This is a genomic window from Brucella grignonensis (assembly GCF_002252505.1).
Taxonomy (GTDB): Bacteria; Pseudomonadota; Alphaproteobacteria; order Rhizobiales; family Rhizobiaceae; genus Brucella; species Brucella grignonensis.
Map to the genome: position 1 here is coordinate 18,360 of NZ_NNRL01000169.1, position 13,799 is coordinate 32,158.

Below are 13,799 nucleotides of genomic sequence, written 5' to 3' on the forward strand. Positions count from 1 at the left end.
CCTAGAGCGTGTCGCGCTTAATTGCACCCATGGCGCTCGCTCTGGATTCTTTTAATAGTCGCATGTTCGCGAACGCTAAATGACTCCATTTAGCTGCGACATGCTTTAGAGCCTCGTTGGTCAGGTTAGCAATTGTTATCGTTTAAGAAAGTGCCAGAAGCGCATCCGCGGCATCGCCATCTATAATAAGACCGTTGACAATGCCGCTTTTTAACAGCGCTTTTGCTGCGGCTGCTTTTTCCTGACCGGCGATGAGCAGAACCACTTGAACTTTCTGCAACTCTTCAAAACCCAGCGCTATGGTGCGCTGGTTCATTTCGTGATCGATCTGACGGCCTTCCTTGTCAAAGAAGATGCCATTGGTATCACCAATGGCACCAGCAGCACGCAGGCTTTCGAGTTCAGATTTGCTCAACATGTTCTGACGGCGCAGCAATGAATCTTCGGTCAACTCACCTGCGCTGATGAAGCAGACCGATGCGGTCCGAGCGATCTCCATTGCGCGTGCGACCGAGCGTTGGGAAATCAGCACTTTTCGATCTTCCGCAGAATCGGCGATGAACGGAACAGGCAGGAAAAAACCCTGTCCACCCGTGCGGCGGGCCAACATGTGCACAACCTCAAAGGGATTATAGGCGGAGTTTGCCGTCAGAGATCCCATAACTGAAATGAACCGGGCTTGCGGCGCGCGTACACCCGCAAGTTGCAATGTCATCTGCTCAATGGTTCGCCCCCAGCCTGTACCTACTGTGGCTTCCTGATTGTCAGCCAGAAAATTTTTGAGGTAAGTTGCAGCCGCCACACCAACGGCTCTGAACGAAACCTGCTTGCGGATTTCCGATGCTGTATCGTCAGCCATATCGAAGCCAAACGGCGGCGTTGAAACACAAAAATTCAACCCATATCGCCGCATCAGCTCGTTCTCTACGGGCAATGTGCCAGCATTCTGATGATCGATTGAAATACTGACAAGACCGCTTTCGCGGGCTTCGCCGAGGATTTTGTTCACGCGGGCACGTGTTAACCCAAGTCTCGAAGCAGTCGCCTCCTGGTTGAATCCGCCAACATAATAGAGCCATGCCACGCGCACCATCAGCCCGTCTTCTGATTCACTCATTGGTCCCTCGCTCAAATAGCAGTCTCTGAATTACAAATGTATTTCTATTTGACATTTGTAATTTGTCGACGCTTAATATCAAACATTCCGACGGACAAGAGCGCGAAAGAGCGACCGGGTCAATTGGAATGCGGGGCTGAAGTGATAGCGGAATGAGGGCGTCTTTCTCTGGAGGAGCAGAGTCTGACGACCGCGTTGCGACAGTTTTGGAGGAGCAGCGGGGGCATGCGCGGCGCGCGTAGTTATCGCTGAAAGTGTCTGGGGCGGATGCTGCATCAAACTTGATGTCATCACCGACCTCCGGTGCTGAGGTTTAACAATTTGAAGCCAGACGGTGGAGCCAACCACGTCGCTTCTGGGAGGAATAAAATGGGATCGGGATTTTTCAAGAAATCTGTCGCTGTTGCAGCTCTGGCCGTGCTGATGGGCACGGCGAGCGCGTCAGCCACGAATGTTGCCTGGGTTCATTCCAATGCTGCCGCGCAGTCTGAACAGCGTGCGAAGGCGGGCTTTGATGCATGGCTCAAGGAAACCGCCAAGGACTGGAAGATCAGTGTTCTTGACAGCGGTGGCTCTGGCGAGCGTACGGCTTCCAATATTCAGGATGCTGCGTCGCGTGGCGTGGATGCGATTATCGTCAGCATGTCGGACCTGCGGGCATCGCGTGCGGCTATTGATGCTGCCGTTGCCGCTAAAATTCCGGTCTTTGCCATCGATAGTGGTCAGGTAGATGGTGTGCTCGTCGACGTTACGACCAACAACTGGGCCATGTCGGCTTCAGTATCTCCTTATCTGCTCAACGAAATGGGCGGAAAAGGCAATCTCATTTTCTTGCGTATGGCAGAGCATCACGGCACCCGCAAACGCGGTGACGTCATGGCGACCGTGCTGAAGGAATATCCTGAAGTGAAGGTCCTTGCCGAACACAACATCGACTATACGGCCTTCTTCGAAGATACCACCAGCACGATGCAGGACTATGCTTCGCGTTTTGGTGAAGAGATCAATGCGGTATGGGCGCCATGGGATGAGCCGGCACAGGCGGCTATCAATGCGCTCAACGCTGCTGGCCTGAAGAACGTGAAAGTCATCGGTATTGATGGTCATCCGCAGGCAATCGAGGAAGTCTGCAAGCCAGACAGCCTGATGATCGCAACAGTTTCCCAGCCGTTTGAAAAAATGGGCGCGCAGACTGGCGAATGGATCGAAAGCATTGTGGTCAAGAAGGAAGATGCCGCAACCGTCATTCCTTCCAAGACCGTCTATCTCGACGCGCCGCTGGTAACAAAGCAGAACTGCAAGGACTTCCTCCCGAAGAAATAGGCACCCATGCCTGCAACTGGCCGGGGCGTGTTCGTTCCGCGTTCCGGCCGCTTTTTCTGAATTCGAAATTTAATCCACGGGAGCTCTTCGATGGCCGTAAGCCTTTCGCAGATCGTCATGTCCTATCCCGGCACGCTGGCCCTTGATCAGGTCAGCGCTGAATTCCGGTTTGATGAGGTGCATGGCTTGATCGGAGAAAATGGCGCAGGGAAGACCACGTTGGTCAGCATCCTTGGCGGCAGTAAAAGTCCGACTTCCGGTCATATCACAATAGACGGGACTGAGGTGAAGCTCAGCAGTGCCGGTGACGCCCTGCGCAAGGGCATTGCCCATGTCTCTCAGGAAGGCAGTCTTGTTCCCGGCTTGACTGCTGCACAGAACATTCTGCTTGGCGATGAGCCGCGAATGGGACTTGGTGTCATCGACAAACGAAAGCTTATCGCTCGCGCGGAAGAGCTTCTCAATCGCTGGTTTCCGCAGGTGTCGATTGATCTCGATGAGCAGGTCGATATGCTGCCGATGGCAGATCAGAAAATCATCGAAATTATCCGCGCTCTGCGCGGCAATGTGCGGCTGCTTATTCTCGATGAACCGACGGCAACATTACCCGCTCGCGAAAAAGAGAGCCTTTGGGAAATCATCAAAACCTTGCCACAACAAGGTGTTGGTATCGTTCTCATCAGCCACTTCTTGTCCGAGATTAAAGCGCTGAGCGACCGTATTACCGTTCTGCGGGATGGCCGCCATATCGCGACGCTTCAGGCTGAAGATTCAAGCGAAGCGCAATTGATCGACCTGATGCTTCAGCGCTCCTGCGGCAAAGATGCAGTCGAACAGGACGTTCCGCACACGCGCAATCTCGGGTCTGTGGTTCTGGAAGTCAGCGATTGGCAGGCTGGTGGTGTCCGTGCCGATCATTTCATCATCCGCGCTGGCGAGATCGTTGGACTTATCGGTCTGACAGGGGCCGGGCATTTTGGTTTTGCTCGTTCACTCTATGCCGCAAGCGGCGTGATTTCCGGGATGTGTCGGTTTCAAGGCGAGGTAGTCAGCAAAGTCGATGCCCGAACCATGCAGAAGAAGGGAGTGGCGCTTGTCCCTGATCATCGCATGGAAAACTCTCTCATTGGCGATTGGGACGTGCGCGAAAATCTCGCAATGGTGCATCCATCACACGCGACCTTTGGCGGTACAGGCATATTGTCCATGCGCCGCGAAGCAAGTGAAGCGGACCGCACAATGCAGCTTATGAACGTCAAGGCGCATTCACGCAGCCAGTTCGTGAAAGATCTGAGCGGTGGCAACAAACAAAAAGTCTCGATTGGTAAATGGCTTTATGGTGCTGATGATCATTATCGCCTGATGATCTTCATCGAGCCCACGGAAGGCGTCGATATTGGTGCCAAGCGAGAAATTCACGCGCAGATGCGCAGGCTCGCCGACAGGGGTGTCGCTCTCCTCGTCACATCGTCCGATCTTCTGGAAATCGCAGACGTGGCAGACCGCGTCATTCCCTTCGTGAATGGTGGCCCCGGGCCTCAGATTGAACGCGGCGCGTTTTCCGAAGCGAAATTTATTGCCGCAATGGCAGGAGTTACCCCATGAATGCTCGATTTTCAGCGGTTTCCCCGCAATCATCCCGCCATGCTCAAAGCTTCGGTAAAAAGCTGAAAGGCGAATGGCTGCTTAAATATAGTACGCTCTTCGTGCTGTTTCTTTTGTTTGCGGGCTTTTCGCTGACTGTTGACCGCTTTCTGACTGCAAACAATCTTCTCAATATCATTCAGCAGATTTCCATGCTGACGATTGTTGGAGCCGGACTGACTTTCGGCTTTGCGGCGCGTGAAATGGACTTATCGGTCGGCTACATGGTCGGCATGGCAGGTATTCTGGTGCCACTTATGCTGGTCGCGGGATTTCCTTTGCCCGTGGCTTTGCTTGCTGGTCTTGCTGCCGGTCTGGTGGTGGGTTCCATCAATGCAATTCTGGTCACATTTGTCGGCGTGCCGTCGCTGATTGCAACGCTGGCCATAGGCTCCATTCTTTACGGCATCAACTTTCTGATGACCGGCGGGCGGGCAATCTATGGTGGTCTTCCGGCGAATTATCTCTGGCTCGGTCAGGGCCAGTTGTTCGGAATTCCTGTGCTTGCCTATGCCATGGTGATTGTCGTTCTATTCGCCTGGTTCCTGATGGAGCGCACCGTGTTCGGTCGCTACATCTACGCAGTGGGCGGTAATCTGAAAGCTGCAGAGCTTTCGGGCGTGAATGGTCGTTTCTATCGCGCTGCGGCTCTTGTTGTCTGCTCGATTTTTGCGGCGGTTGCCGGTGCGCTTCTTGCGGCACGTCTTGGCTCTGGCCAGCCAAATGCAGGCGAACGCTATCTGCTCGATGGACTTGCCACGGTGTTTATCGGCATGACGATGTTTCGTCCGGGCACAGCCACGATTGCGGGCACATTCTTCGGCGCACTCTTTATCGGTGTCATCAATAACGGCCTCAACCTTATCGGCATGGACACATACATCCAGAGCATCGTGAAGGGCCTTATTATTCTTGTAGCGGTCGCGGTCGTTTCGCGCACCACCAAACTGAAGCTCCTTTGAGAGCACACGTGAGGCATTGAACTAAACATCATGAAACAAATGCAACAGACAAGTCTGTCGGAGGCGCACGTGCAAAATCCGAGTAACTCCAATCTTCTCGAACTCTACCGGACGATGCGGCGCATCCGCACCTTTGAAGAACGCGTGGGCGAATTGTTCGTACGCGGTCAGACGGCAGGTTCGATGCTTCATCTCTCGATTGGCGAAGAGGCAGCCGCTGCCGGTGTTTGCGCGGCAATGCAACCACAGGACACGTTCACCACGCACCATCGCGGCCATGGTATCTTTCTGGCGCGCGGCGCTGATCCCAAGCAGATGATGGCTGAAATCGGCGGTAAGGAAACCGGTTATTGCCACGGCAAGGGCGGTTCCATGCATATTGCCGATATGGCACTTGGCCACCTTGGCGCCAATGCGATTGTCGGCGGTGGCATTCCTTCGGTCGTTGGCGCGGGTCTTTCCAGCAAATATCTCAAGAAGAACTCTGTCTCGCTCGCATTTTTCGGCGACGGTGCAATGCAGCAGGGTATTCTTTACGAGAGCATGAATATGGCGGCTCTCTGGGGTCTGCCAGTGGTGTTTGTCTGCATCAACAATCAGTATGGCATGGGAACGCGCGTCGATCAGGCAACGGCCAATACGGCATTTGATCAGCGTGCCCATGCATTCGGCCTCAATGGCGCGATTGTCGATGGTATCGATGTGGAAGAAGTTAAAGCCGCGGCGCAAGGTCTGATCGACGATGCCCGCCTTGGAAAACCGGGCTTCCTGTCCGTCAGTTGTTATCGTTTCTTTGGCCATGCCCGCATGGACAAGAGCCCGTATCGTGCGGAAGCGGAAGAGGCCGAAGGACGCAAGAAAGACCCGGTGAAATTTACACGCGACCGGCTGGTTTCCGAAGGTTTGGCCGAGGAAACAGTGCTCGACGCGATGGACAGCGGCATTACTGCTGAAATGGACGCGACTATAGACTTCACAGTCGAGTCCAAGGCACCGCCGCTCACTTCAATGTTCAAGGATGTCTATGCGGTGGGTGAACCAGAGCCGGAACCCGTCCGCACCCGTATCGACCGCGTACTTTCCAGGGATGAAGCATAATGGTTGCCATGACTTACCGCGATGCGCTGCGTAAAGCGCTGGATGATGCCATGGCTGAAGACAACACCATTGTCGTTATTGGCGAAGAAGTGGGCCGCTATGGCGGCGCTTATGGCGTGACGAAAGACCTGATCGGCAAATATGGCGCTGAACGGCTTATCGACACACCCATTTCCGAGCCTGCGATCATCGGTGCCGCTGTTGGGGCTGCGATGACCGGTCTGCGCCCTGTTGCAGAGCTGATGTATATCGATTTTCTTGGCATGACGATGGACCAGCTTGCCAATCAGGCTGCTAAAATCCGCTATATGTTCGGTGGACAGATTGGTGTGCCGATGGTGCTTCGCACGCAGGGCGGCACCGGTCGTTCGGCGGGTGCACAGCATTCGCAGAGCCTTGAAGCATGGATCATGCACACGCCGGGCCTGCGGCTTGCCATGCCTGCCACAGTCCAAGATGCTTATCATTTGTTGCGCCAAAGCCTGACGAAGCCGGATCCGGTCGTCTTTATCGAGCACAAGGCGCTCTATACCCGCAAGGAAGAAGTCGATCTGGATGCGGAACCGCTTGAGTGGGGTAAGGCCGCAATACGCCGTACGGGCAAGGATCTGGTTATCGTGACCTATTCGCGCCAGCTTCACTATGCGCTGGAAGCTGCCGAAAAGCTGGCTGCCAAGGGTATTGAAGCGACGGTCATTGATCTTCGCACGCTCAACCCGCTTGATTTTGACACCATACGCGAACATGTCGAGCGCGTCGGAAAAGCCATGGTCGTTTCCGAAGGCGTGATGACAGCTGGTGTTGCAGCCGAACTTTCGGCCCGTATCACAGAAGAATGCTTCGACTATCTCGAACAACCTGTCGTTCGCGTTGCTGGTGAAGATATTCCGATTTCGGTTTCGCAGGACCTTGAAACTGGCAGTGTGCCGACAGTGGATCTTATCCGGTCGGTCGCAGAGAGAATGCTGTCATGACAGAACGTATTCTGAAAATGCCGCGTCTCGGCGAGACAATGGAAGAGGGCAAGATTGTCGGCTTCCTCGTCAATCCCGGCGATAGTTTCAAGCGCGGTGATTCAATCATCGAGATTGAGACCGACAAGACGGTTGCCGAGTTTCCCGCACTTGGCGACGGCACGCTCAATGAATGGATCGGATCGATTGGGGATCATGTCGTTGTCGGTGCGCCGCTGGCGCGCATCGATATCGGATCTGGTCCCGACTGGACCGAAGAGGGCAGCGAAAGTGCTACCTCCTCGGTGGAGCCGGCTGCGTCGCACCCCGCGCCCGCAGTCGGCTCACACCATGCACATGTTGTGACCAATCTCGACATGCCTCGTCTTGGTGAGACGATGGAAGAGGGTCGCATTGTCCGCTGGTTGAAAGCGGAGGGCGATAGTTTCGAGCGTGGCGAAGCCGTTCTTGAAATTGAAACCGACAAGACGGTTGCAGAATTTCCGGCACTCGTCGGCGGTAAGCTCGTCGAAATCCTGCGCCAAGAAGGCGACATGGTAACTGTTGGCGATGCCATTGCTCGTATTGAAGTGGCGGCGGATTCAATCACGCAAAAGACTGAAGCTGTCTCTCATGCAGAGACAGCGGCTGAAACGGCTCAACAGTCTGCTGTTTCGCGAGCTGCAAGAGCCGCGAGCCAGGGACAGCGCACGCGTGCGACGCCGCTTGCCCGCAGACTTGCGCGCCAGAAGGGCATCGATATCAACACGCTTTCAGGCTCTGGCCGCAGAAGTCGTGTGGAGAAAGAAGATGTTCTGGCAGCCTCTGGCAATGCGCCAGCAAGTGCTGATGTGAACTTCGTTGACCTTGCAGATGGCCGCGTTGCCTATACCGATATTGGCCCCAAAAACGCACGCGTTATTGTGCTGCTTCATGGCTTTTCGGGGGACCGGACGACATGGAGCAACGTTGCATCCGGACTGCGCAGGGCGGGCTTCCGAGTGGTCGCGCCCGATCTTCCGGCGCATGGGTTGACGACGATCAATGCTGCGAATGCTGACCAGCTTAGTCAGTTCCTTCCGGCATTCCTTGATGCTCTGTCGATCAAAAAGGCGGACGTCGTCGCGCACTCTCTTGGTGCGGTCGCAGCAACTGTATTTGCCTCTGCTCATACCGCCCGCGTTGCAAGTCTGACGCTCGTCGCGCCAGCGGGACTTGGCTCTGATATTGATGCCGGGTTTATTTCAGGTATGGCACAGGCAACGTCCACAGGCGAGATAACGCATCTTCTACGGCGTATTGCAGCAAAGCCTGTCGAACTCTCGCCGATGTTGGTGGCGGAGTTTGCCGCAACTATGGCCAGGGGGCGTCTGAAGGATCTGGCAGAAGCTGTTGTCGGGCCATCAGGACAGCGAACCGACATTATCGCATCGCTTGAAAAGCTTTCGCGCTCAATGCCGGTCCGTGTTCTGGTCGGATTGCAGGATCGTATCATTCCATGGCAGCAGGTGACTTCGTTGCAGCCGTCAATTGGCGTTCACTTCCTCGCGCAGTCTGGTCATATGCCGCAATGGGATCAGGCGAAGGACGTGACCGATCTGGTTTTAAACTTTGCTGGAGGCACGAATGACTGATGTGAAGCTGCGTCTGAAAGAAGCCCAGTCGCGACTGGGTGCTTTTGCCAAAGCAACGCCGGAACTCATGTCCGGCTTTGCCAGGGTCAGCAAATCTGCAACGGCTGCGGGTGCATTTTCTTCTGCGCAAAGAGAGTTGATTGCCGTCAGCATTGCTGTTGCCAAAGGTTGCGAAGATTGCATCCTTTATCACGTGGATGCAGCCATCCGTCATGGTGCGACTGAGAAGGAGCTGATCGAAGCGCTGGAGGTTGCCGTTGAAATGGGTGGTGGTCCGGCTGTGATGTATGCGGCCAAGGCACTAGACGCATTTCGCGGACTAAATTGAACGATTGCACGGTGATGCGCTCCGAGAGCTGGAGGAGCTTTCGGAGTGGCATTTGGGAGGATTTGAATGGCCTATTTTCTGACCGCCGATGGAGGAACGGAAAGTATCCGCGCGCGGGTCTATGATCTTTCAGGCACGTGTCTGGCGAGTGCCGCTGTGCCTTATGAAACGAAATTTTCAAGCGGAGCGCGTGCGGAACAGAACCCTGAAGACTGGTGGTCTTCGTTCGTTCAGGCTGCACGCAAGGCCATATCGGAATCTGCGATCGACCCGGCCGCAATCGAAGCTATTACACTTGCTACGACAAGCTGCACGGTCGTGGCGCTCGATGCGGATGGCAAACCTCTACGCCCGTCGATCATCTGGATGGATGTGCGTGCGAGCGATGAAGCTGAAGCAGTACTCGCGACCGGTGATGACGCGCTTCAGGCGAATGGCGGTGGGCGCGGCCCCGTATCAGCAGAATGGATGATCCCCAAGGCACTGTGGATAGCGCGCAACGAGCCGGAAGTCTTCGAGAAGGCAGAAACCATCTGCGAATATCAGGATTTCATGACGCTGCGATTGACAGGAGAGAAGGCGGCAAGTCTCAACAACGTGTCTTTGCGCTGGCATTATTCGACAGATCGCGGTGGGTTTCCAAAGTCTCTACTCGAGAAGCTGGGCCTTGAGGCGTTGTTGCAGAAATGGCCGTCACGGGTGGTTGCCCCCGGTGAAGTGATCGCCAATCTGAGTGCAAACGCTGCATCCGAACTTGGGCTCTCACAGAAGGTGAAAGTCGTACAGGGTGGCGCTGATGCGCTGATTGGCATGATCGGTCTTGGGGTTGCCAAGCCGGGGCAGCTTGCCTTGATAACTGGCTCATCTCACTTGCAATTCGGTGTTTCAGATAAGCCTCTCCATGCGCCCGGTATCTGGGGCAGCTATCCGGACATGGTCTATCCGAAACGTTATATCATTGAAGGTGGGCAGACATCGACAGGTTCGGTTATTGCCTGGCTTGGCCGCATGATGAACGGCACAATGGATATGGAAGAGCTGAACCGCAAGGCTGCTGTTCTAGAGCCGGGCGCGGATGGACTTCTGGTCCAAGATCATTTTCAGGGCAATCGCACGCCTTATACCGATGCCCTGTCGCGCGGGGCAATTGTTGGCCTGACACTTGCACATGAGCCGCACCATGTTTTCCGTGCCATCATGGAAGGCATCAGTTTCGGTACACGTGCGATCCTCGATGCCATGGCGGAAGCCGGTTATAGTGGTCAGGAAATCACGGTCGGCGGCGGCGCCAGTGCATCACCGCTTTGGCTGCAAATCCACGCCGACACAGCTGGGCTGCCCGTTTGTGTGCCGCAATCACGTGATGCGCCTTCGGTTGGAGCTGCCGTTCTGGCTGCCCATGGCGCCGGGCATTTTGCCAGCATTGACGACGGCATCGCCGCCATGGTCAAGCCGGGCACCCGTATCGAGCCACGTCCGCGTGAGACGGCCATCTATAACGAGATTTATCAACAATATCGTGCGCTGTATCCAGCTTTGAAGTCGGTTCGGGGTGCCTGAGGAAGATATTCGGGAGAAGACAATGCTCAAGGATTTTCAGCTGACGGGTAAGAGTGCTGTCATTACTGGCGGTGCCAAAGGTATTGGACGGGCTATCGCCGAACTTTTTGTCGAGGCCGGTGCCAATGTTATCATCACCGACCGTGATGAGGCTGCGGGTAAGCTAACGGTCGCAGAACTCAATGCCCAGAGAGTCTCGTCAGCGCGACTATATGTGCTTGATGTAACGGACAAGAATGCTGCCGAACGGGTGGCAGAGGCAATTTCCAACGAGATTGGCGTGCCGGATATTCTGGTCAACAATGCCGGTATTGTCAGAAATGCCGCCGCCAGCGATGTGACTGAAGATGATTGGCGGGCGGTGATCGACGTCAATCTCAATGGCGTTTTCTACTGCGCACAGGCGTTCGGAAAGCGCATGGCTGCGGCGGGTCGGGGCGCAATCGTCAACATCTCGTCGATGTGCGGGGAGATTGTCGTCTATCCTCAGCCGCAGGTGGCCTACAACGCTGCAAAAGCGGGTGTAAATCTCATTACCAAGTCACTGGCTGTTGAATGGGCAAAGCAAGGCGTGCGCGTAAATGCGGTCGCGCCCGGTTACACTGCAACAGAACTGACGCTTGCGGGACGCAGCAACGAAGAATGGTTTTCGACCTGGCTCGCCATGACGCCCCAAGGGCGGCTTGGTGAACCGCGTGAGATTGCCAATGCCGTTTTGTTTCTTGCATCCGATGCAGCAAGCTTCGTGACAGGCACAGTGCTGACAGTCGATGGCGGCTATACCGCTCTTTGATTTCTGGGATTTCTGGAGGATGAAATGACTGAACAGGCAAAAATAGCACTCGTCACAGGTGCCAGCCGCGGAATTGGACGTGCAATCGCTATTGGTATGGCCAAACGCGGCTTTGATGTAGCCATCAACGATATCGAACGCCAGAAGGATGCGTTACAGGATGTGGCGAAGGAAATTGAAAAAGCCGGTCGCCGGGCATTGACCGTTTACGCGGATGTCAGCCGCAAGATCGACGTCGAAGCAATGGTGAAGAACACCATCGACGCTTTTGGCCGTATCGATGCTGTCGTCAACAATGCAGGTATTCTGATTGCCAGCGACGTCGAGCATCTCAAGGAAGAACATTGGGACAGTGTTCTTGATGTAAATGCCAAGGGTACATTTCTGGTCGTTCAGGCCGTGTTGCCTCACATGAAAAAGCAGAAATACGGTCGCATCGTGAATATTGCCTCTATCGGTGGCAAGCATGGCGCACCAGAACAGGCGCATTATTCTGCATCAAAAGCTGCGGTCATGGGGTTCACACGCGTATTGGCACAGGAAGTGGGGACTTTCGGTATTACCGCAAACTGCGTCTGCCCTGGCATCATTTTAACTGACATGGGTCGCGTCAATCTTGACGATGTCGCAATACGCGAGGCCTGGCAGGAAAAGACCGCCATGCGGCGGATCGGTGATCCTGAAGACGTGGTTGGACCGGTTGCCTTCCTAGCTTCAGACGACGCAGCTTTCGTGACCGGCCAGAGCCTCAATGTCGATGGCGGTATCGTACTGAGCTGAACATAGTCGTTTTACAGCCACGACAAAGCGGTCCGCAGTGATACTGGCGGGCCGTTTTCATTTGCGACGTGTGTCACAAAACATCGAATAATTTCTGCTGTCTTGCATTAGCCACTTCAAATCTCACTCATTGAGAGATAAATTGTCATGGAGTGGATTCCTGTTAAATTAGGACAATCGATGTCTTGTAATGATCTTGTGACCATTGATGTTTGGCAACCAGCGCTGGAGATGCGAAAGGGAACCACCAAACATCGGCTTCTGACTGAAAAGATCGTTGAGGATATTGAGAAGGGCGTCCTGAAACCTGAGACGCGTATGCCAACGCATCGTGATCTCGCGCACAAACTGGGGCTGTCCGTTCAAACGGTCAGTATCAGCTACAAAGAAGCCGAGCGGCGCGGCTATCTGCGTGGCGAAGTCGGCCGGGGAACTTATGTCTGCAATCGCGTGACGGAGCGGGCTGATCGCTTCATGCTTGATCGGGATCCCAGCGGAACGGCGGATCTGTCCATCATTCGCGCCGTCTATACAGAAGCCCACGAGAATGGCTCGCGTCGTCTGCTGGAGGAAATGAGCCAGTCGGACAATGCAAGCTTCATGCGTCCGTGTCGTCCAATTGCTGGGCTGGACCGGCATCGTGCTGCCGCACGGGACTGGTTGCGTGGCCTGTCGGTTGATGTTGATCCGGGTCGCATCATTATTACGAATGGCGCTGCTCATGGCCTGTTTCTGGCAGTCGCAGCGGTTGTGCAGCCGGGAGAGGTAGTGCTGACGGAAAGCCTAACCGATCATGGCATCATCGGTCTTGCCAATGTGCTTGGCTTCACGCTGCGTGCGTTGCCGACGGATAGAGAAGGCATATTGCCTGATGCTTTTGAAACTGCGTGTAAGGCGGGAGATGTAAGGGCACTGGTGCTCATCCCAACGCTTGGCAATCCGACCAGTCATTTGATGGGAGCCGAGAGGCGTATCGCGGTCGCGGACATTGCGCGGCGATATGGCGTTTGTGTCATTGAGGATGAAGTCTACAAGCCGATCCTCGAAGAGCCTCTGCCGTCAATGCCGGAACTGCTGCCAGAGCTGGGCTTCTTCGTAACAAGCTTCACCAAGACAGTTATGACTGGCCTAAGAACAGGTTATCTTGTGGTGCCAGCGCATTATTCTATTCGCGTGACGTCGATTTTGCGCGTGACGAGCTGGAGCGGCGTTAATCTCGTTGCAGAGATGGCCAGCCGCTGGATCGAGGACGGAACGGCGACTGAGCTTCTGGATATTCAGCGTAGCGAACTGCGTTCAAGGCAGACATTGGTAGCCGATATTCTTGAGCCTCACATTGCAGGCAGCAATCCGCTGTCGCTTTGTGCCTGGTTGAAAATCCCGCGCAACTGGTCGGAGGATGGTCTGGTCCGTGCTCTGGCAAGCAAGGGCGTCGCTGTCACACCTTCTGATCCATTCGTGGCGGGCGGTGAGCGGGGGGATGGGGGTATCCGCATCTGCCTCGGCGGAAGGCTTTCGCGATCTGCCTTGCAGACAGCTCTGGAAACTATTCGCGAAACCTTCGCACAACTGCCGCCAGTCTATGACGTCAGTTCTATAGCCTGAGC

The 13,799-nt window shown here is 55.0% G+C and carries 12 protein-coding genes; 11 read left to right on the forward strand and 1 reads right to left on the reverse strand.

What is annotated here, in order from left to right:
- Positions 1 to 142 precede the first annotated feature (142 nt).
- A complete protein-coding gene (locus tag CEV33_RS22715) occupies positions 143 to 1,117 on the reverse strand; it encodes a sugar-binding transcriptional regulator (RefSeq protein WP_094542629.1) in 975 nt (324 codons plus the stop codon).
- A gap of 369 nt (positions 1,118 to 1,486) precedes the next feature.
- Here CEV33_RS22715 and CEV33_RS22720 point away from each other — a divergent pair, with 369 nt between their 5' ends.
- From CEV33_RS22720 to ehuR, 11 genes are all read left to right on the forward strand, one after another.
- Positions 1,487 to 2,440, forward strand: a complete 954-nt coding sequence (locus CEV33_RS22720) for a sugar ABC transporter substrate-binding protein (protein WP_094542630.1) — start codon at positions 1,487 to 1,489, stop codon at positions 2,438 to 2,440.
- A 90-nt stretch (positions 2,441 to 2,530) separates the two neighbouring features.
- Positions 2,531 to 4,045 (forward strand): sugar ABC transporter ATP-binding protein, encoded by a 1,515-nt coding sequence (locus CEV33_RS22725; protein ID WP_094542631.1) that lies wholly within the window; start codon positions 2,531 to 2,533, stop codon positions 4,043 to 4,045.
- Entirely contained in the window at positions 4,042 to 5,046 is a 1,005-nt protein-coding gene (locus CEV33_RS22730; RefSeq protein WP_094542632.1) for an ABC transporter permease, read from the forward strand. Before CEV33_RS22725 ends, CEV33_RS22730 begins: the two co-directional genes overlap by 4 nt.
- Before the next feature lie 69 nt (positions 5,047 to 5,115).
- Positions 5,116 to 6,144 (forward strand): thiamine pyrophosphate-dependent dehydrogenase E1 component subunit alpha, encoded by a 1,029-nt coding sequence (locus CEV33_RS22735; RefSeq protein ID WP_094542757.1) that lies wholly within the window; start codon positions 5,116 to 5,118, stop codon positions 6,142 to 6,144.
- A complete protein-coding gene (locus CEV33_RS22740; protein ID WP_167388228.1) occupies positions 6,144 to 7,118 on the forward strand; it encodes an alpha-ketoacid dehydrogenase subunit beta in 975 nt (324 codons plus the stop codon). The genes CEV33_RS22735 and CEV33_RS22740 overlap by 1 nt, the downstream gene beginning before the upstream one ends.
- Positions 7,115 to 8,731 (forward strand): acetoin dehydrogenase dihydrolipoyllysine-residue acetyltransferase subunit, encoded by a 1,617-nt coding sequence (locus CEV33_RS22745; RefSeq protein ID WP_094542634.1) that lies wholly within the window; start codon positions 7,115 to 7,117, stop codon positions 8,729 to 8,731. The genes CEV33_RS22740 and CEV33_RS22745 overlap by 4 nt, the downstream gene beginning before the upstream one ends.
- A complete protein-coding gene (locus tag CEV33_RS22750; RefSeq protein ID WP_024897983.1) occupies positions 8,724 to 9,059 on the forward strand; it encodes a carboxymuconolactone decarboxylase family protein in 336 nt (111 codons plus the stop codon). The genes CEV33_RS22745 and CEV33_RS22750 overlap by 8 nt, the downstream gene beginning before the upstream one ends.
- Before the next feature lie 66 nt (positions 9,060 to 9,125).
- Complete coding sequence (locus CEV33_RS22755; protein ID WP_094542635.1) at positions 9,126 to 10,619, forward strand: FGGY-family carbohydrate kinase; 1,494 nt, start codon at positions 9,126 to 9,128, stop codon at positions 10,617 to 10,619.
- Positions 10,620 to 10,641: 22 nt separating this feature from the next.
- The gene (locus CEV33_RS22760; protein WP_094542636.1) at positions 10,642 to 11,412 is read left to right on the forward strand and encodes an SDR family NAD(P)-dependent oxidoreductase; all 771 of its coding nucleotides are present in this window, start codon (positions 10,642 to 10,644) and stop codon (positions 11,410 to 11,412) included.
- 24 nt (positions 11,413 to 11,436) lie between these two features.
- Positions 11,437 to 12,192: an SDR family NAD(P)-dependent oxidoreductase gene (locus CEV33_RS22765; protein ID WP_094542637.1), complete on the forward strand. Its 756-nt coding sequence runs from the start codon at positions 11,437 to 11,439 to the stop codon at positions 12,190 to 12,192.
- Between the two features lie 180 nt (positions 12,193 to 12,372).
- Positions 12,373 to 13,797, forward strand: coding sequence for a MocR-like ectoine utilization transcription factor EhuR (ehuR, locus tag CEV33_RS22770; RefSeq protein ID WP_094542638.1), 1,425 nt, complete (start codon positions 12,373 to 12,375; stop codon positions 13,795 to 13,797).
- Positions 13,798 to 13,799 lie beyond the last annotated feature (2 nt).

Coding starts and splice junctions, on each gene's coding strand:
- CEV33_RS22720 (WP_094542630.1), top strand. CDS start 1,487: ATGGGATCGGGATTTTTCAAGAAATCTGTCGCTGTTGCAGCTCTGGCC.
- CEV33_RS22750 (WP_024897983.1), top strand. CDS start 8,724: ATGACTGATGTGAAGCTGCGTCTGAAAGAAGCCCAGTCGCGACTGGGT.
- CEV33_RS22745 (WP_094542634.1), top strand. CDS start 7,115: ATGACAGAACGTATTCTGAAAATGCCGCGTCTCGGCGAGACAATGGAA.
- ehuR (WP_094542638.1), top strand. CDS start 12,373: ATGTCTTGTAATGATCTTGTGACCATTGATGTTTGGCAACCAGCGCTG.
- CEV33_RS22765 (WP_094542637.1), top strand. CDS start 11,437: ATGACTGAACAGGCAAAAATAGCACTCGTCACAGGTGCCAGCCGCGGA.
- CEV33_RS22730 (WP_094542632.1), top strand. CDS start 4,042: ATGAATGCTCGATTTTCAGCGGTTTCCCCGCAATCATCCCGCCATGCT.
- CEV33_RS22715 (WP_094542629.1), bottom strand. CDS start 1,117: ATGAGTGAATCAGAAGACGGGCTGATGGTGCGCGTGGCATGGCTCTAT.
- CEV33_RS22755 (WP_094542635.1), top strand. CDS start 9,126: ATGGCCTATTTTCTGACCGCCGATGGAGGAACGGAAAGTATCCGCGCG.
- CEV33_RS22725 (WP_094542631.1), top strand. CDS start 2,531: ATGGCCGTAAGCCTTTCGCAGATCGTCATGTCCTATCCCGGCACGCTG.
- CEV33_RS22740 (WP_167388228.1), top strand. CDS start 6,144: ATGGTTGCCATGACTTACCGCGATGCGCTGCGTAAAGCGCTGGATGAT.
- CEV33_RS22760 (WP_094542636.1), top strand. CDS start 10,642: ATGCTCAAGGATTTTCAGCTGACGGGTAAGAGTGCTGTCATTACTGGC.